Genomic DNA, 17271 nt, shown 5'->3' on the forward strand with positions numbered 1-17271 from the left:
GAAGATCGCTACGCGGAGCTCACCCGCCCTACGTCCGTGACTCAGCGTCTGACCAGCAGAACGCCGCTCTCCATATGGTGCGTCCAGGGGAACTGGTCGAACAGCGCGCAGCGCTCGATACGGTGGGTATCGTTGAGCTGGGCGATGTTGACGGCCAGGGTCTCCGGGTTGCAGGAGATGTACAGGATGTTGTCGAAGCGCCGGGTCAGCTCGCAGGTGTCCGGGTCCATGCCGGCGCGCGGCGGGTCGACGAATACACTGCCGAAGTCGTAGGCCTTCAGGTCGATGCCGGCCAGGCGGCGGAACGGGCGCACCTCGTTGAGGGCCTGGGTCAGCTCCTCGGCGGACAGGCGCACCAGCTCGATGGTGTCGATGCCGTTGTCGGCCAGATTGGCCAGGGCGGCATTCACCGAGGTCTTGCTGATCTCGGTGGCCAGCACCTTCCTGACCCGGGTGGACAGCGGCAGGGTGAAGTTGCCGTTGCCGCAGTAGAGTTCCAGCAGGTCGTCGTCGCGCTGGCCGAGGGCGTCATAGGCCCACTGCAGCATCTGCTGGCAGACCGTGCCGTTGGGCTGGGTGAAGGCGCCCTCCGGCTGGCGGTAGCGGAAGGTGCGCCCGGCCACCTGCATTTCTTCCTGCACGTAGTCGCGGCCGATCACCAGGCGCTGGCCACGCGAGCGGCCGACCAGGCTGACGCCCAGCCGCTGCGCCAGTTGCTCGGCCTCGGCCTGCCACTCGGCATCCAGCGGGCGGTGGTAGCACAGGGTGATCAGCGCATCGCCGACCAGGGTGGTGAGGAACTCGACCTGGAACAGCTTGAACGACAGCACCCGGCTAGCCTGCCAGGCGGCCTTGAGCTGAGGCATCAGCTGGTTGATGCGCTGGCTGGCGATGGGGAACTCGTCGATCAGGATCGGCGTGTGCTTGTCGCCGGCCTCGAACATCGCGTAGTGACGCTCTTCCTGCTCGCGCCACAGGCGGAACTCGGCGCGCAGGCGATAGTGCTCGGCCGGCGAGGTGAATACCTCAGGCTCCGGTGCGGCGAAGGGCGCCAGCAGCTCGCGCAGGCGGGCGACCTTCTCGTCCAGCTGGGCGGCATAGGCCGCCGCGTCGCGTACCGGTGTCATGCGTTGACGCCGAAGGCGAACTTGGCGATGAAGATCGCGGCCAGTACCACCAGCGCCGGGTTCAGCTCCTTGAAGCGGCCGGCCAGGGCCTTGATCACCACCCAGGCGATGAAGCCGAAGGCGATGCCGTTGGCGATGGAGAAGGTCAGCGGCATGGCCAGGGCGGTGATCACCACCGGCGCGGCGACTGTGATGTCGTCCCAGTCGATTTCGGCCAGGCCGGAGGTCATCAGCACGGCGACGAACAGCAGTGCCGGCGCGGTGGCAAACGCCGGAACGGTGCCGGCCAGCGGGGCGAAGAACAGCGCCAGGAGGAACAGCCCGGCGACCACGATGGCGGTCAGGCCGGTGCGGCCGCCAGCGGCCACGCCCGAGGCGGATTCGATATAGCTGGTAGTGGTGCTGGTACCCAGCAGCGAACCGCCCATGGCGGCGGCGCTGTCGGCGATCAGGGCGCGGCCCATCTTCGGCAGGTGGCCGTCCTTGCTCATCAGGCCGGCGCGCTTGGCCACGCCGATCAGGGTGCCGGTGTTGTCGAACAGGTCGACGAACAGGAAGGCGAAGATCACGCTGATCATGCCCACGTCCAGCGCGCCCATGATGTCCAGTTCGAGGAAGGTCGGGGCCAGCGACGGCGGCATGGAGACGATGCCGCCGAACGGGGTGACGCCCAGGCCGATGGCGATGGCGGTGACCACCAGGATGCCGATCATTACCGCGCCGGTAACGCGACGCGCTTCCAGGGCCACGATCAGGAAGAAGCCGAGTACCGCCAGCAGCGGGCCCGGGCTGTGCAGATCACCGAGGCCGACCAGGGTGGCCGGGTTGTCCACCACCAGGCCGGCTTCCTTCAGCGCGATCAGCGCGAGGAACAGGCCGATACCGGCGGCAATCGCCGAACGCAGCGGCAGCGGGATGCTGTTCACGATCCACTCGCGGATGCGGAAGATCGACAGCAGGAAGAAAAGCGTGGCGGAGATGAACACCGCGCCCAGTGCCACCTGCCAGGTGTGGCCCATGTGCAGCACCACGGTGTAGGTGAAGAAGGCGTTGAGGCCCATGCCGGGCGCCAGGGCGATCGGGTAGTTGGCGATCAGGCCCATCAGCGCCGAGCCGATGGCCGCGGCCAGGCAGGTGGCGACGAAGATCGCGCCCTTGTCCATGCCCGTTTCACCGAGGATCGCCGGGTTGACGAAGAGGATGTAGGCCATGGTCAGGAAGGTGGTGACACCGGCGAGAATCTCGGTACGCACGTTGGTGTTGTGCGCCTTGAGTTGGAAAAGCTTTTCCAGCATGGTGGGGCTCCCGTTAGGCTGGTGCGGCATGGGTTGTGGACTGCGCGAAAGCAAAGCACAAAGGCTGCCAACTCGATGGAAAACGAGGGCGAATTCGTGGCAGATCCGGAAAAGCCGCGCACTATACCAGCTCACCCCCGAGCGGTGAATTTATGACCGGACGGACAGCATCAGTTTCCGTCTGGCAAGGAGAACGAGCATGACAACCCGCGCCCTGATCGCCGTCGCCGACGGTGTCGAAGACATCGAAACCGTGACCCTGATCGACGTGTTGCGCCGCGCCGAAGTTGAGGTGGTGGTGGCCTGCATCGAGAATCGGCGCATGTTCACCTGCGCGCGCGGCACCCGTGTCACCGCCGACACCATGCTGGTCGACGTGCTGGCGCAGGACTTCGACCTGATCGTGCTGCCCGGCGGCATGCCCGGCGCCCAGGCACTGGCGGACCACGCGCCGCTGGCCGCCAAGGTACGCGAGCAGGCTGCAGCTGGCCGGCTGTTCGCCGCCATCTGCGCGGCGCCGGCCCTGGCCTTGCAGGGCTACGGCGTGCTCAAGCAGCGGCGCATGACCTGCTACCCGGCATTCAGCGAGCGCCTGTCCGGCTGCACCTTCGTCGATCAGCCGGTGGTGGTCGACGGCAACTGCATCACCAGCCAGGGGCCGGCCACCGCGTTGTTGTTCGCTCTGACCCTGGTCGAACAGCTGGTCGGCAAGGCGGTGCGCAAGTCTGTGGCCGAGGCCATGCTGGTGCCGGCATGAGAGCGCTGCTGGCGGCGCTCGCGCTGACCCTGCTGGCCGGCTGCGCCCGCGAGGCGCACCTGCCCAGTGCCGTGCACCAGCTCGGCATCCATCCCGCGCGTACGGCCAGCGCCGAGGGGCTGCAGGTCATGCGCGATCGCCACAGCGGCGTGCGTCTGTGGGTGGCGCCGCAGGCGGCGCTGACCGAGGTGGACGTGCAGCAGGCGGAAATGGCCTTTACCCCGGCCGGCGAGCCGGCGGTGGTGCTGACCCTGAACGATGCCGGGCGCGCCACCCTGGCCGAACTGACCCGCCGCCATCTGGGGCAGCCGCTGGCCTTCGTGGTCGATGGTGAGCTGCGCCTGGCGCCCATCGTCGAGGAGCCCGTGCTCGACGGCCGCGTCGCCCTGACCGGTTTCGATTCGTTGCAGGAAGCGCAGGCGCTGGTGCGCGACTGGAGCCACTGAGCCCGGTCGCAGGGACAGCTGTGGCCTGTTGCCCGGATGGCATTCGGGCCACGGGCTGGACTCAGTGGCAGCAGTCGCGATCGTCCAGTGCTTCCAGCAGCCGGCAGTGCTCGGCATGGCCGCTGTGACAGCCGGCCAGTTTGCTCAGTTCGGCACGCATGTTCTGCAGGTCGCGGATGCGTGTTTCGATAGCGTCCAGGTGCTCGCGCACCATCTGGTCGGCGCTGGCGCAGGGGCTCTCGGGGTGAGCGGCGAGATCGAGCAGGCTGCGGATTTCCTCCAGACTGAAGCCCAGTTCGCGACCGCGGCGAATAAAACGCAGGCGCCGCACGTCCTGCTCCTGGTAGTGGCGATAGCCGGAAGGACTGCGCTGTGGCGCCGGCAGCAGACCGCTGCGCTCGTAGAAACGGATGGTTTCCAGGTTCACGCCGCTGTCGCGCGCCAGCACGCCGATGGTGAGTGGCTTGCTCATGTTGACTCCGTAGCAACTACAGGGTTTAGCCTAGTCTGCACTGAAATCTGTCCACGATCTTCTGGCTGTCGGCCATACGGCGTTAAAAACAGCCTCGGAATGCTCATTTACCGTTCGTAAACTGCGCTTCCTCGGCCGTTTTTGCCTTGTCTGGCTCTAATCCAGAAGCTCGTGAACAGACTTCGATATGGAGATGCCAAATGGGCGCTAACTGCTGCAACCACGACTCCGCTCCGCGCCACGACGATGGCCGCTACCGGCGCATCCTGTGGATTGCGCTGCTGGTCAACCTGGCGATGTTCCTGGTCGAGATCGGCGCTGGCCTCAAGGCTGGCTCGGTGTCGCTGCTGGCCGACTCGCTGGACTTCCTCGGCGATGCCGCCAACTACGGCATCAGCCTCTGGGTGCTGGGCATGGCCCTGGCCTGGCGCGCTCGTGCTGCCCAGCTCAAGGCCGTCAGCATGCTGGTGTTCGGCCTCGGTGTGCTGGGGGCTGCGCTTTGGCACTGGTGGCAGGGCGAGGTGCCCAGCGCGCCGACCATGGGCCTGGTGGGTAGCCTGGCGTTGCTGGCCAATGTCGGCGTGGCGGTGCTGCTGTATGCCTACCGCGACGGCGACAGCAACATGCGCAGCGTGTGGCTGTGCACCCGCAACGATGCGCTCGGCAACCTCGCCGTGCTGGCTGCGGCGCTGGGTGTGTTCGGCACCGGCAGTGCCTGGCCGGACCTGATCGTGGCCGGCATCATGGCCAGCCTGGCCGTGCATTCGGCCATCGCGGTGCTGCGTCATGCCGATGGCGAACTCAATGGCGGGCACGAGCATGCGCACTGAACTGCAGCAGGCGCTGGCCCAGGCGTTCGCCGAGGGGCGCCAGGCGCTGGAGTGCAACGACTTGGGCGCCGCCTACGCCTGGCTGGAGCGCGCCCATATCCTCAGTCAGCGCATGCCGCTGCGCCACGCCGAGTCGCACTGGCTGATGCTGCGCGCAGGCTGGCAGGCGCGCGACTGGCGCGAAGTGGCCGGGCAGCTGCCGCGCATACTGGCGGCGCTGCTCTTCTCTCGAATCTGGGTGCCGCTGGGCAACACGGGGCGGGCGCGGGTCAGTGCATTCCAGCCGATGCCGCTGAGCGACGAGCTGAAGCGGTTGCTGGAATAGGTATCCACGGTGGAAAACGCTGCGCGGCTTTCCACCCTACGCACAGACCCGCTTTTGTAGGGTGGGTGGCCGCAGCCATCCACCCGTTGCCGGCTCAGGTCAGCCCCATGCCCCACTTGATGGCGTAGGCGAGCAGGCCGACGGCCGCCACACCGCCCAGCCAGAGCAGGACGAACCAGGCCAGGCGCTTGGCCAGCGGTTGTTTGACCTCGTGCATCAGTGATACCCCTCGCCGACCTTGACCTTGCCGCGGAACACCCAGTAGCTGTAAGCGGTGTAGATCAGGATGATCGGCACCATGAACACCACGCCGACCAGAGCGAAGGCCTGGCTGCTGGCCGGCGCCGAGGCCTCCCAGATGCTCACCGCCGGCGGGATGATGTTCGGCCACAGGCTGATGGCCAGGCCCGTGTAGGCCAGGGCGATCAGCACCAGGGTCAGCACGAAGGGTTGCCAATCGATCTTCAGGTGCACGGCACGGACGATGCCGAGGATGGTCACCGCCACCAGGGTCGGCACCGGGATGAAGTAGAACAGGTTGGGCAGGGTGAACCAGCGCTGGGCGATGCTCTCGTGGGCCAGCGGCGTCCAGATGCTGACCACGGCGATGAACAGCAGCAGCAGGCTGGTCAGCGGCAGCATCAGCTTGTACATCTTGTGGCGCAGCTTGCCCTCGGTCTTCATCAACAGCCAGGCGCAGCCGAGCATGGCGTAGCCGGCCACCAGGCCGGCGCCGCAGAACAGCGGGAAGGGCGCCAGCCAGTCGAAGGCACCCCCGGCGAACTGCCGATTCTCCACCTTGATCCCTTCGATAAAGGCGCCGAGCACCACGCCCTGGGCGAAAGTCGCGACGATCGAGCCCCAGATGAAGGCGGCGTCCCACACGTGGCGGGTGCGCTTGGCCTTGAAGCGGAACTCGAAGGCCACGCCGCGGAAGATCAGCGCGATCAGCATGATCAGCAGCGGCAGGTAGAGCGCCGTGAGCACCACCGAGTAGGCCAGCGGGAAGGCGGCGAACAGCCCGGCGCCGCCCAGCACCAGCCAGGTCTCGTTGCCGTCCCAGATCGGCGCCACGGTGTTCATCATGGCGTCGCGCTCGTCCTTGTCGCGGAAGAAGGGGTAGAGGATGCCGATGCCCAGATCGAAGCCATCCATCACCACGTACATGAAGATGCCGAAGGCGATCACCCCGGCCCAGATCAGCGGCAGGTCGATGCTCATGGGCGTTGCTCCTGTTCGTCTTCGACACTGTCTTCGGCGGCCGACAGCGGGCGCGACGGCGTACGCGAATGGCCCGGGCCACCGGCCTCGGCGGGTGCATGGGCATGCAGCAGGCCCAGCACCGGGCCTTTGCGCATCATGCGCAGCAGGTAGGTGATGCCCACGCCGAACACGGCGAAGTACACCACCACGAAGATGCTCAGCGACACGCCCATCTGCGTGGCGCTGTGGTTGGACACCGCGTCCGAGGTGCGCAGCAGGCCGTAGATCACCCAGGGCTGGCGGCCGACCTCGGTGGTCACCCAGCCGGCGAGGATGGCGATCAGCCCGGACGGGCCCATCAGCAGCATCAGGCGCTGGAAGCCGCGCGCCTCGTAGAGCCGGCCGCCACGGCGGAGCCACAGGCCGATGACGCCGCAGAGGATCATCACCAGGCCCAGGCCGACCATCACGCGGAAGCTCCAGAACACGATCGGTACATTGGGCCGGTCCTGCGGCGCCCATTCCTTGAGGCCCTTGATCTCGCCGTCGAGGTCATGGGTGAGGATCAGGCTGGCCAGGCGCGGGATGCCGATGGCGTAGTGGGTGGTTTCCGCCTGCATGTCGGGGATGCCGAACAGCAGCAGCGGCACGCCGCGGGAGGTTTCCCAGTGGCCTTCCATCGCCGCCACCTTGGCCGGCTGGTATTTCAGGGTGTTGAGGCCGTGCAGGTCACCGATGAAGGCCTGCACCGGCGCCACCAGCAGCGCCATCCACAGCGCCATGGAGAACATCATGCGGGTGGCCTCGTCGCGCTTGCCCTTGAGCAGGTGCCAGGCCGCCGTGGCGCCGACCACGAAGGCGGTGCTGAGGAAGGCCGCCACCGCCATGTGCGCCAGGCGATAGGGGAAGGACGGGTTGAACACGATGTCCCACCAGCTTTCCGGGTAGAACACCCCGTCGACCAGGCTGTGGCCCTGCGGGGTCTGCATCCAGCTGTTCGAAGAGAGGATCCAGAAGGTCGAGATCAGCGTGCCGATCGCCACCATCAGGGTGGCGAAGAAGTGCAGGCCGCGGCCGACCTTGTTCAGGCCGAACAGCATGATTCCGAGGAAGCCCGCCTCGAGGAAGAAGGCGGTGAGCACCTCGTAGGTCAGCAGCGGGCCCATGATGCTGCCGGCGGCGGTGGACAGCCCGGCCCAGTTGGTGCCGAACTGGTAGCTCATCACCACGCCGGAGACCACGCCCATGCCGAAGGTCACGGCGAAGATCTGCAGCCAGAAGCGGTACAGGTCGTAGTAGACCTCGCGCCTGGTTTTCAGCCACAGACCTTCGAGCACGGCCAGGTAACTGGCCAGGCCGATACTGATGGCGGGGAAGATGATGTGGAAGGAGATGGTGAAGGCAAACTGCAGGCGCCCCAGCTCCAGTGCATCGAGGCCAAACATGATGGGCCACTCCGGAAATTGATCTGGATCAATATTCTGTCAAGCAGGACCCGGGGCGTAGTCGGCGGATTGTCGCACTGGGCAATTTGTCGCAGCCGCCTTCCCCGGCGAAATTCGTAGCCCGGATGCAATCCGGGGCAAGTGTCTGGGGGCTGCGTCATCCGGATTTCATCCGGGCTACGGCGTGGCTTCTCCCTCTCCCGTCGGGAGAGGGAAGGGGTGAGGGCGGCTCAGCTCATTTGGTTGCTTTCAGCACCACGAACTTGGGGTTGGCCGCCACCTGCTGCACGCCGCGGAACAGCCGGGCCAGCTTGGCGTGGTAGCCGAGGTGGCGGTTACCGACGATCCACAGCTCGCCGCCGGTGACCAGCGCCGCGCGGGCCTGCTGGAACATGCGCCAGGCGAGGAAGTCGCCGACCACCTGTTGTTGGTGGAAGGGTGGGTTGCACAGCACCAGGTCCAGCGAGTCCCTGGGCTGGTCGGCCAGGCCGTCGGCGGCGCGGAAGGTCGCCGGGCGCTCACCGAGTGCCGCGCGCCAGTTTGCCTCGGCCGACTGCACGGCCATGTAGGACTCATCCACCAGGGTCAGCTCGGCCTGCGGGTTGCCCAGGGCGAAGGCGATGGCCAGCACGCCATTGCCGCAGCCGAGGTCGGCCACCCGCTGCGGCACCAGTGATTTCGGCAGATGCGGCAGGAAGGCGCGGGTACCGATATCCAGGCCTTCGCGGCAGAACACATTGGCGTGGTTGAGCAGCTCGATGGCCGGTTGATCCAGCTGATAGCGCGTGGGATAGGGCGATACCGGCGCCGGCCGGGCCTCGGGCGTGGCCGTCAGCAGACGCGCCTTCTTCACCGCCAGCGAGGCCTGCACCGGGCCGATGTACTGCTCCAGCAGGTCGCCGGCGGCACGCGGCAGGTACTTGATCATGGCGCCGGCGATCACCCGGGCGCCGGGGGCGAGCTGGCCGTGCAGGCGGATCAGCTGCTCCTCCAGCAGGGCCAGGGTCTTGGGCACGCGCACCAGTACCCAGTCGAACGGGCCCTCCGCGGTCGCGCTGGCCGGTACGAAGTTCACGCGCTCGGCGGCCAGGCCGTTGCGCGCCAGGTTCTTCTGCAGGGCCAGATGGCCCAGGTGCGAATCGCCGCTGCTGGTCACCCGGCAGTGCGCCGCCAGCGAGCAGGCCAGGGCGCCGAAGCCGTCGTTGAGCAGCAGGACCCGGCTGTCAGGCCCGAGGCCCTGCTCGTGCAGGTGGGCCAGCAGGTACTCGTCGGCGGCGTCGAAGGCCTGTAGCGGCTCGTTGGCCATCTCGGGCTGGCGGATCAGGTCGAGCTGGGCGAAGGGCGTGGCGAGAGTCGGCATGGCGGCAGGATCAGGTGGGCAGAGCGGCTGCATTGTCCTAGATGCATAGGGAAATGTCTCGAAGTGAGAAGCAGGCGGCTTGTGACCACCGGGTGCAACCCGGAGAATATGCAGTCACTTGCCGCCGCCGAAGTTCCGCAATGGGCGGCATGTCCAACAACAAATCGGGTGGCCGCCTCCGGTACCTCCCGAACCCCACGGCCGCTGCGGCCGAACACATCGAAAACCGCCCTGCGCCCCGCACTCCTGTGGGGCGTCGCTATTGCATTGCCTCAAGGATGTCCATGAAGTACCTGTTTTCCGCCTGCCTTGCCCTTTCTCTGCTGTTCGGCGCTACGGCGCATGCCGAGCCGATCGTCATCAAGTTCTCCCATGTGGTCGCCGAGGACACTCCCAAGGGGCGTGGTGCCCTGCTGTTCCAGCGGCTGGTGGCCGAGCGCCTGGGGGGCGCGGTTAAGGTCGAGGTCTACGCCAACTCCAGCCTGTTCGGCGACGCCGACGAGATGGCTGCCCTGCAGCGCGGCGAGGTGCAGATGCTGGCGCCGTCGGTGTCCAAGTTCGAGGCCTACACCAAGCAGCTGCAGGTGTTCGACCTGCCGTTCCTGTTTGATGACCTGGAGGCGGTCAAGCGCTTCCAGCGCCGCGAGAAGAGCCGTGAGCTGCTGCGCTCCATGGCCGGGCAGAACATCTACGGCCTGGCGTTCTGGAACAACGGCATGAAGCAGCTCTCCGCCACCCGCGAGCTGCGCGCCCCGGCCGACGCCAAGGGCCTGGCCTTCCGCATCCAGTCGTCCAGCGTGCTGGAAGCCCAGTTCGCCGCGCTCGGCGCGCAGGCCAAGCGCATTCCCTTCGGCGAGTCGCTCAAGGCGCTGCAGGCCGGTACCGTGCAGGGTACCGAGAATGCATGGTCGAACATGGCGGCGGCCGGCTTCGACCGCGCTCAGCCGTTCATCACCGAGACCAACCACGGCTCGCTCAACTACATGCTGATCAGCAGCTCGTCGTTCTGGCAGAGCATTCCCTACGCCACCCGCAGCGAGCTGGAGGCGATCGTCGAAGAGGTCACCGCCCAGGTCAACGAGGACGCCGAGGAACTCAATCGTCGTGGTCGCGAGCAGCTGCTGGCCGCCGGTCAGGCGCGCCTGCTCAGCCTCAGCCCGGCCGAGCGCGAGGCCTGGCGCAGCGTCATGCAGCCGCTGTGGAAACAGTACGAAGCGGAGATCGGTGCCGACGTGCTGCGTGCCGCGCAGACCGTCAATCGGCGCTAATCCCTGCTAACTGACGGTGTTTGTTCGCGGCGCTTTGCGCGAAACTGCAGGTCAGCCAGAAGGGGGCCGCATGACCGTCAGCGAAGAGAAGTTCACCCGCCAGACCCTCACCGAGGTGCGCAGCTGGTCGCCCAGCCTGTTCAGCCTGCGTTGCACCCGCGACGCCGGCTTTCGCTTCCGCGCCGGGCAGTTCGTCCGCCTCGGCGTGCGCAAGGCCAGCGGCTGCATCGTCTGGCGTGCCTACTCGGTGGTGTCGGCGCCGCATGACGACTACCTGGAGTTCTTCTCCATCGTGGTCCCCGGCGGCGAGTTCACCAGCGAGCTGAGCCGCCTGCGTAGCGGCGACGAGCTGCTGGTGGAGAAGCAGGCCACCGGGTTTCTCACCCTCGACCGCTTCCCCGATGGCCGCGATCTCTGGCTGATCGGTACCGGCACGGGCCTGGCGCCCTTCCTGTCGATCCTCCAGGACCTGGAAGCCTGGCAGCGTTTCGAGCGCATCGTGCTGGTCTACAGCGCCCGCGACCGTGGCGAGCTGGCCTACCAGGAGCTGATTGCCGAGCTGCCGCAGCGCGAGTGGCTGGAGGGGGCCGGGCACAAGTTGCAGTACATCCCGCTGGTGACCCGCGAGCAGGTGCCCGGCGCACTGCATGCGCGCGTCACTACCCTGATCGAGAACGGCGAGCTGGAGCGTGCCGCCGGCCTGGCGCTGGAGCCCGAGCACTCGCGCATCATGCTTTGTGGCAACCCGCAGATGATCGAGGACACCCGTGCCGCGCTCAAGGCGCGCAACCTCAACCTGGCGCTGACCCGCAGGCCCGGTCAGGTGGCCGTGGAAAACTACTGGTAGAGCGCGGCGGGCCGGCCCGTTAAGAATTGGTAACTTTTTCCGGCTTAGGCATTTGCCGGTGAGCCGTTAGCATGGTGCTCCTTTTTGTCATCCACGGACCCCATGGACAGCGATTGTTGCCAGCCGCCCCCGAGCGGCCACCTCTTCTCCGGTGCCCCCGCGCACCTTGCCCCGAACTCCGTCGATAGCCACGCCCTGCGCCGCGATCTCCGCGTCTGCGCCGAGTACTCGGCTGCCTGGAGGAATGCATGATCTTCGAATGGATGGCCGACCCCACCGCGTGGCTCGGTCTGCTGACGCTGATCGTCCTGGAAATCGTCCTGGGCATCGACAACCTGGTGTTCATCGCCATCCTCGCCGACAAGCTGCCGCCGCACCTGCGCGACCGCGCGCGGCTGATCGGCCTGAGTCTGGCCCTGCTGATGCGCCTGGGCCTGCTGGCCAGCATCTCCTGGCTGGTGACCCTGACCGAGCCGCTGATCGAGGTGTTCGGCAAGAGCTTCTCCGGCCGTGACCTGATCATGCTGTTCGGCGGCGTGTTCCTGCTGTTCAAGGCCACCATGGAGCTGCACGAGCGCCTCGAGGGGCGTACCCACCAGCCGAGTGGCGGCCGTCGCACCTACGCGCTGTTCTGGCCGGTGGTGGCGCAGATCGTCGTGCTCGATGCGGTGTTCTCGCTGGACGCGGTAATCACCGCGGTAGGCATGGTCGAGCATCTGGAAGTGATGATGATCGCCGTGATCATCTCCATCGGTCTGATGATCGTCGCCAGCAAGCCGCTGACTGCCTTCGTCAACGCCCACCCGACAGTGATCATGCTGTGCCTGGGCTTCCTGATGATGATCGGCTTCAGCCTCACCGCCGAGGGTCTGGGCTTCCATATTCCCAAGGGCTACCTGTACGCGGCGATTGGCTTCTCCATCCTTATCGAGCTGGCCAACCAGCTGGTGCGGCACAAGCGCAAGCGCCAGCTGCAGAACGGCCGTGGCATGCGCGAGCGCACCGCCCACGCGGTGCTGCGCCTGCTCGGTGGCAAGGTCGAGGCCGATGAGGTGGGCGAGGAAATCGCCGACATGCTCGAAGGGGGCGCCGGCGAGGCTGCGCTGTTCGACCGCCGCGAGCGGGTGATGATCCGCGGCGTGCTGGGCCTGGCCGAGCAGTCGATCAAGACGGTGATGACCGACCGCGTGCAGGTCGACCATATCGACCTGGCCCACGAGCCTGAGCAGATCCGCCAGGCCCTGCTGGCCTCGCCGCACTCGCGCCTGCTGGTGATCAAGGATGGCCAGGTCGACGAGCCGCTGGGCTTCGTGCACAAGAAGGAGCTGCTCAAGGAGCTGCTGGAACAGCGTGAGCCGGATATCGAAGGCCTGCTGCGCCGGCCGCTCAACCTGCCGGACAGCTGCTCGGTGCTCGGCGCCCTGGAGCAGATGCGCCAGGCTTCGACCCACGTGGCCTTCGTGGTCAACGAGTTCGGCGGTTTCGAGGGCCTGCTGACCCTGACCGACATCCTCGAAGCCATCGCCGGCGAGCTGCCGGACGCCAGCGAAGTGGATGGCCCGGACATCGAGCCGGATGGCGCCGGTTTCCGGGTCAGCGGCGCGCTCAACCTGGCACTGCTGCGTTCGCGCATCGGCCTGCAGGCCCAGGCCACCGAGGACTACCAGACCCTCGCCGGGCTGGTGATGAGCCTGCTCGACCGCCTGCCGGTGGTGGGTGACGAGGTGGAGTTCGCCGGCTGGCGCATGCGCGTCGAGGAGGTGCACGAGCGGCGGGTCAACCGCCTGCTGCTGGTGCAGGTTCAGGCCTAGGTCGACCCCGGCCATGTAAAACGGCGCCCTCGGGCGCCGTTTTTCTTTACTGCTTCTGCTGGTTCTTCAGCAGGTCGCGGATTTCCGTGAGCAGCTCCTGGTCCTTGGTCGGCGCTGGCGGCTCGGCCGGGGCGGCGGCTTCCTCGCGCTTGAGGCGGTTGATCACCTTGACCCCCATGAAGATGGCGAAGGCGACGATGACGAAGTCCAGCACGGTCTGGATGAACTTGCCGTAGCTCAGTACCACGGCCGGGATATCGCCTTCGGCGGCCTTGAGGGTGATGGCCAGGTCGCTGAAGTCGACCCCGCCGATCAGCAGGCCGATCGGCGGCATCACCACGTCTCCGACGAAGGAGCTGACGATCTTGCCGAAGGCGGCGCCGATGATGATGCCGACGGCCATGTCGACCACATTGCCCTTGACCGCGAAGGCCTTGAATTCACTGAGGATGCTCATGTTTCACTCCCTGGTTTTCTGGTTATGCGGCCTAGTATAAGGGCTAAGCGGGGTAATTCACCTCGGGCAGGCTCTCGAAACCGGGCTTGGCCAGCAGGTAGCCCTGGAACAGCTCCACCCCCATCTGGCGCAGGCAATCCAGTTCGGCACGGGTCTCGATGCCTTCGGCGATGACGCGGATGCCGAGTTTGCGACACATCTCCAGGGTGGTTTCGACCAGCACCTGGCGTACCCGGTCGCCATCCACGCCGCGGATCAGCTCCATGTCCAGCTTGATCAGGTCGGGCTGGAAATCGGCCAGCAGGTTGAGCCCGGCGTAACCGGCGCCGAAATCGTCGATGGCAGTCATGAAGCCCTGCTTGCGGTAGGCGCGCAGGATGTCGGTGAGGTGCGGGATATCCAGCACCTGCTCCTGCTCGGTAACCTCGAAGATGATGCGCTCGAGCGGGAAGTTGCAGCGCGCCGCCGCCTCCAGGGTGGCACGGATGCAGGTTTCCGCGCGGTACACGGCATTGGGCATGAAGTTGATCGAGACCATGGCCGGCACCTGCAGGCGCGCGGCCCATTCCACTGCCTTGATCCGGCAGCTCTGGTCGAAGGCATAGCGGTTGTCGCTGTCGATACGCGCCAGCAGGCTGCCCGCCGATTCGCCGGCGCTGCCACGCACCAGGGCCTCGTGGGCGAATACCTGGCCGCGCTGCAGGTCGACGATTGGCTGGAAGGCCATGCTGATGGGGAAGTCCAGTCCCTTGCCATCACGGCAAGCGGAACAACCTGGGTTTGCGCTCATGGATCGGTTCTCACAGGATTTGTCCCAAGCTAAGCAAAAAATGCCCGGCCTGTCTCGTGCGATCCTGAAGTGAGGCTCAGCCGCCGGCCTTGCGCAGGCGCTCGGCGATCTGGTCCTTGAGGGCGACCCGCTCGTTCTTCAGGGCCTGCAGGGCCAGGTCATCCATGGCCTGGCGGCCGTCCTCGACTTCATAGATGCGCTTGTCCAGCGCTTCGTACGCCTCGGCCTGGCGGGCGAAATGCGCATCGCTGGCGTGCAGGGCCCGCAGTTGCTGCAGGTATTCGGGGAATTCGCGGGACAGGGGATGGTGTTCGAGGGGCATGGCAGGTCACTCCCGAAGCAACTGGTTTCGTTCAGCCTAGCCCAGTGGCTGGCGCAGTGGCGGCAGGTCGTCGGGGTTGATCGGGGTCAATGGGCGCTGGCGCGCGGACGGCTAGTGTGGAGACATCAACAACACTAGGAAGAATGCCATGCATGTCGATCACCACCCGCTGATCCAGGACTTTCCCGAACTGCGTGCCGAGCTGCAGCGCCTGCGCAAGGAAGACAGCCACTTTGCCCGCCAGGCCGAGGCGTACGAAGCGCTGGATAAGCGCATCTGCCGGATCGAGGATGGTATCGAGACGCTCGACGGCGACGCGCTGAGCCTGCTCAAGCAGGAGCGGGTGACGCTCAAGGATGACTTGGCGCGCCAGCTCAAGCGTGCTGCCGGGCAATGCTGCGGCTGCGGCAACGGCTGCGGCGGCTAGCGCCGGCGCTAGTGCAGCGGCGGGTTGATCAGGTAGCTCAGCAGGTCGGCATCGTCGTCCGGCCAGATCTGCCGGCAACCCCGTGGCAGCTCGGGCAGTAGCGTGCGCCAGAAGGCGGCGGCCAGCTCGTCCTGGTCGTAGAAGCGCACCAGCCAGCTGCCGCCGCTGCCCAGCACCTGCTGGACCAGGGCCCGGCCGATGCCGTGACGGCGGTATTTCTTCAGGATGAACAGGTCGGCCAGCTCCAGCGCGTTGATGCCGGGCAGTTCGCTGCGCTCGATCAGCAGGAAGCCGGCGATGAAACCGTCCGCCAGGATCAGCTGGGCGCTCCAGTCCGGCTCGCTCCAGTAGCGCTCCAGGTGCGGCTGGTGGATATAGAAGCGGCCATCCGCTTCGACATCCTCCTGCTCCCAGTCGGAACTCTCGTAGGCGTAATACTGGTAGAGGTTGGCGATCAGCGATAGCTGGTCGATGCTGGTAGGCAGGAGTTCGATGTGCAATGCGCGGCCCTCGCTCAGGTAGGGTCATTATCGCCCGCTGCGGCAGCCCGAGGGAGGCCTGTGATGAAGAGGTTTGCGTGTGCGCTGTTGTGTCTGCTGGCCTGGCCGGTGCTGGCGCAGAATGCCGTCGGCAGCCTGCCGCCGGCACAGCTGAGTGCCGCCGAGGAGTCCGAGGTGGACGCCATGGTGCTGCCGGTGCCGGGAGCCTGGATCGGCGACCTGGATGGCATGCGTGCCAGCCGCACGGTGCGCATCCTGGTGCCGTTCAGCAAGACCTTCTATCAGGTCGATCGCGGCCGCCAGGAGGGCGTGGTCTACGAGTACGGCAAGGCTTTCGAGAAGTGGCTCAATCAGCACCATCCGCTGGGCCAGAAGGCGCAGCGCTGGCAGGTGATGTTCATCCCCACGGCGCGCCATGAGTTGCTGCCCAGGCTGCTGTCCGGGCACGGCGACATCGCCGCCGGCGGGCTGACGCAGACCGAGGTGCGCCTGCAGACGGTGGACTTCAGCGATCCGGCCTATGGCGACGTGCACGAGGTATTCGTCAGCGGTCCGGGCGCGCCCAAACTCGAACGTATCGAGAATCTGGCCGGCCAGGAGGTCTACGCCCGGCCGTCGAGCAGCTATTTCGAGCATCTGCTCGAGCTCAACCGGCGTTTTCGCGAGCAGGGTCTCGAACCGATCAAGGTGATGCCGGCCAACGAGAACCTGGAAACCGAGGACCTGCTGCAGATGGTCAATGCCGGGTTGTTCGGCATTACCGTGGCGGATAGCTACATCGCCCAGCTGTGGCAGCCGCTGTATAGCGACCTGAAGATTCACCAGGGGTTCTACCTGCATACCGGTGGCAAGCTGAGCTGGGCGCTGCGCAAGAACAGCCCGCAGTTGCGGCAGGCGCTGAATGCCTTCAACCAGAAGCACAAGATCGGCAGCGAGTTCGGCAACATCATGCTGCGGCGCTACTTCAAGAACAGCAAGCGCGTGCTCAACGCCACCTCCGAAGGGGAGATGCGCAAGTTCAATGCGCTGGTGGGGCTGTTCGAGAAGCACGCCGGTACCTATGAATTCGACCACCTGCTGCTGATGGCCCAGGGCTTCCAGGAGTCGCAGCTGGACCAGGCGGCGCGCAGCCGCGCCGGGGCGGTCGGGGTGATGCAGCTGCTGCCGAGCACGGCCAAGGAGCTGGGCATCCAGGGCGTCGAAGGCAGTGCCGACCGCAATATCGAGGCCGGCAGCAAGTACCTGCGGCTGATCTCCGATACCTACCTGGATGATGCGGAGATCACCCCGGTCAACCGTCTGCTCCTCAGTTTCGCCGCCTACAACGCCGGCCCCGGCAACCTGATGAAGTTCCGCCGTCTGGCGGAGAAGTCCGGGCTGGACCCGAATGTCTGGTTCGGCAATGTCGAGCAGGCTGCCGCGCGCATCGTCGGGCGCGAGACGGTGGATTACGTGGGCAACATCTACAAGTACTACGTGGTGTACAAGCTGGCCGCGCAGAAGCTGCGCGAGCGCAAGGCCGCCGCTCCGGCCGAGCGCGGCTGAGCGCCGCGCGCTATGATCGGCGCTTTTCCAGCGGGCGGAGAGTT

Annotated in this window: 20 protein-coding genes; 9 read left to right on the forward strand and 11 right to left on the reverse strand. The window is 66.3% G+C overall.

Annotation, left to right across the window (positions count from 1 at the left end; all coding sequences use genetic code 11):
* Window positions 1-41 precede the first annotated feature (41 nt).
* Both trmA and PA6_RS11425 read right to left on the reverse strand, forming a co-directional pair.
* The gene (gene trmA / locus PA6_RS11420) at window positions 42-1127 is read right to left on the reverse strand and encodes a tRNA (uridine(54)-C5)-methyltransferase TrmA (RefSeq protein WP_021701076.1); all 1086 of its coding nucleotides are present in this window, start codon (window positions 1125-1127) and stop codon (window positions 42-44) included.
* Window positions 1124-2422, reverse strand: coding sequence for an NCS2 family permease (locus PA6_RS11425; RefSeq protein WP_021701077.1), 1299 nt, complete (start codon window positions 2420-2422; stop codon window positions 1124-1126). The genes trmA and PA6_RS11425 overlap by 4 nt, the downstream gene beginning before the upstream one ends.
* A 199-nt stretch (window positions 2423-2621) precedes the next feature.
* Here PA6_RS11425 and PA6_RS11430 point away from each other — a divergent pair, with 199 nt between their 5' ends.
* Both PA6_RS11430 and PA6_RS22490 read left to right on the forward strand, forming a co-directional pair.
* Window positions 2622-3179 (forward strand): DJ-1 family glyoxalase III, encoded by a 558-nt coding sequence (locus PA6_RS11430; RefSeq protein ID WP_021701078.1) that lies wholly within the window; start codon window positions 2622-2624, stop codon window positions 3177-3179.
* Window positions 3176-3625, forward strand: a complete 450-nt coding sequence (locus PA6_RS22490) for a SecDF P1 head subdomain-containing protein (protein WP_021701079.1) — start codon at window positions 3176-3178, stop codon at window positions 3623-3625. The genes PA6_RS11430 and PA6_RS22490 overlap by 4 nt, the downstream gene beginning before the upstream one ends.
* A 61-nt stretch (window positions 3626-3686) precedes the next feature.
* Here the strand turns inward: PA6_RS22490 and PA6_RS11440 are convergent, their stop codons facing one another.
* A complete protein-coding gene (locus tag PA6_RS11440; protein WP_021701080.1) occupies window positions 3687-4097 on the reverse strand; it encodes a MerR family DNA-binding protein in 411 nt (136 codons plus the stop codon).
* Window positions 4098-4297: 200 nt separating this feature from the next.
* Between PA6_RS11440 and PA6_RS11445 the strand changes: the two genes are divergently transcribed.
* On the forward strand, window positions 4298-4927 hold the full coding sequence (locus PA6_RS11445; protein WP_021701081.1) for a cation transporter: 630 nt from the start codon (window positions 4298-4300) through the stop codon (window positions 4925-4927).
* Window positions 4917-5252 carry a DUF3703 domain-containing protein gene (locus PA6_RS11450; RefSeq protein WP_021701082.1) on the forward strand — a complete coding sequence of 112 codons (336 nt, stop codon included), beginning with the start codon at window positions 4917-4919 and terminating at the stop codon, window positions 5250-5252. Before PA6_RS11445 ends, PA6_RS11450 begins: the two co-directional genes overlap by 11 nt.
* A gap of 94 nt (window positions 5253-5346) precedes the next feature.
* Here the strand turns inward: PA6_RS11450 and PA6_RS24015 are convergent, their stop codons facing one another.
* The 4 genes from PA6_RS24015 to PA6_RS11470 form a co-directional block, all read right to left on the reverse strand.
* Complete coding sequence (locus tag PA6_RS24015) at window positions 5347-5469, reverse strand: membrane protein (protein ID WP_043216580.1); 123 nt, start codon at window positions 5467-5469, stop codon at window positions 5347-5349.
* The gene (gene cydB / locus PA6_RS11460; protein WP_021701083.1) at window positions 5469-6473 is read right to left on the reverse strand and encodes a cytochrome d ubiquinol oxidase subunit II; all 1005 of its coding nucleotides are present in this window, start codon (window positions 6471-6473) and stop codon (window positions 5469-5471) included. The genes PA6_RS24015 and cydB overlap by 1 nt, the downstream gene beginning before the upstream one ends.
* On the reverse strand, window positions 6470-7900 hold the full coding sequence (locus PA6_RS11465; protein WP_021701084.1) for a cytochrome ubiquinol oxidase subunit I: 1431 nt from the start codon (window positions 7898-7900) through the stop codon (window positions 6470-6472). Before PA6_RS11465 ends, cydB begins: the two co-directional genes overlap by 4 nt.
* Before the next feature lie 235 nt (window positions 7901-8135).
* Window positions 8136-9260: a methyltransferase gene (locus PA6_RS11470; protein ID WP_043216581.1), complete on the reverse strand. Its 1125-nt coding sequence runs from the start codon at window positions 9258-9260 to the stop codon at window positions 8136-8138.
* Between the two features lie 284 nt (window positions 9261-9544).
* Between PA6_RS11470 and PA6_RS11475 the strand changes: the two genes are divergently transcribed.
* From PA6_RS11475 to PA6_RS11485, 3 genes are all read left to right on the forward strand, one after another.
* Entirely contained in the window at window positions 9545-10528 is a 984-nt protein-coding gene (locus PA6_RS11475) for a DctP family TRAP transporter solute-binding subunit (protein WP_021701086.1), read from the forward strand.
* A gap of 70 nt (window positions 10529-10598) precedes the next feature.
* Complete coding sequence (locus PA6_RS11480) at window positions 10599-11375, forward strand: ferredoxin--NADP reductase (protein ID WP_021701087.1); 777 nt, start codon at window positions 10599-10601, stop codon at window positions 11373-11375.
* 248 nt (window positions 11376-11623) lie between these two features.
* Window positions 11624-13186 carry a TerC family protein gene (locus PA6_RS11485; RefSeq protein WP_021701088.1) on the forward strand — a complete coding sequence of 521 codons (1563 nt, stop codon included), beginning with the start codon at window positions 11624-11626 and terminating at the stop codon, window positions 13184-13186.
* 46 nt (window positions 13187-13232) lie between these two features.
* On the opposite strand, the gene mscL is transcribed toward PA6_RS11485, so the two are convergent.
* From mscL to PA6_RS11500, 3 genes are all read right to left on the reverse strand, one after another.
* Window positions 13233-13643, reverse strand: coding sequence for a large-conductance mechanosensitive channel protein MscL (mscL, locus tag PA6_RS11490; RefSeq protein ID WP_021701089.1), 411 nt, complete (start codon window positions 13641-13643; stop codon window positions 13233-13235).
* A 43-nt stretch (window positions 13644-13686) separates the two neighbouring features.
* Window positions 13687-14433 (reverse strand): EAL domain-containing protein, encoded by a 747-nt coding sequence (locus PA6_RS11495; RefSeq protein WP_043216582.1) that lies wholly within the window; start codon window positions 14431-14433, stop codon window positions 13687-13689.
* A gap of 76 nt (window positions 14434-14509) precedes the next feature.
* The gene (locus PA6_RS11500; protein ID WP_021701091.1) at window positions 14510-14755 is read right to left on the reverse strand and encodes a YdcH family protein; all 246 of its coding nucleotides are present in this window, start codon (window positions 14753-14755) and stop codon (window positions 14510-14512) included.
* A 148-nt stretch (window positions 14756-14903) separates the two neighbouring features.
* On the opposite strand from PA6_RS11500, the gene PA6_RS11505 reads away from it, so the two are divergent.
* On the forward strand, window positions 14904-15182 hold the full coding sequence (locus PA6_RS11505; RefSeq protein ID WP_021701092.1) for a YdcH family protein: 279 nt from the start codon (window positions 14904-14906) through the stop codon (window positions 15180-15182).
* An 8-nt stretch (window positions 15183-15190) separates the two neighbouring features.
* Here PA6_RS11505 and PA6_RS11510 read toward each other — a convergent pair whose 3' ends face one another.
* Window positions 15191-15682, reverse strand: a complete 492-nt coding sequence (locus tag PA6_RS11510) for a GNAT family N-acetyltransferase (protein ID WP_021701093.1) — start codon at window positions 15680-15682, stop codon at window positions 15191-15193.
* A gap of 63 nt (window positions 15683-15745) precedes the next feature.
* Between PA6_RS11510 and PA6_RS11515 the strand changes: the two genes are divergently transcribed.
* On the forward strand, window positions 15746-17227 hold the full coding sequence (locus PA6_RS11515; RefSeq protein ID WP_021701094.1) for an MltF family protein: 1482 nt from the start codon (window positions 15746-15748) through the stop codon (window positions 17225-17227).
* Window positions 17228-17271 lie beyond the last annotated feature (44 nt).

It is taken from the genome of Aquipseudomonas alcaligenes NBRC 14159 (genome assembly GCF_000467105.1).
Classification (GTDB): Bacteria; Pseudomonadota; Gammaproteobacteria; order Pseudomonadales; family Pseudomonadaceae; genus Aquipseudomonas; species Aquipseudomonas alcaligenes.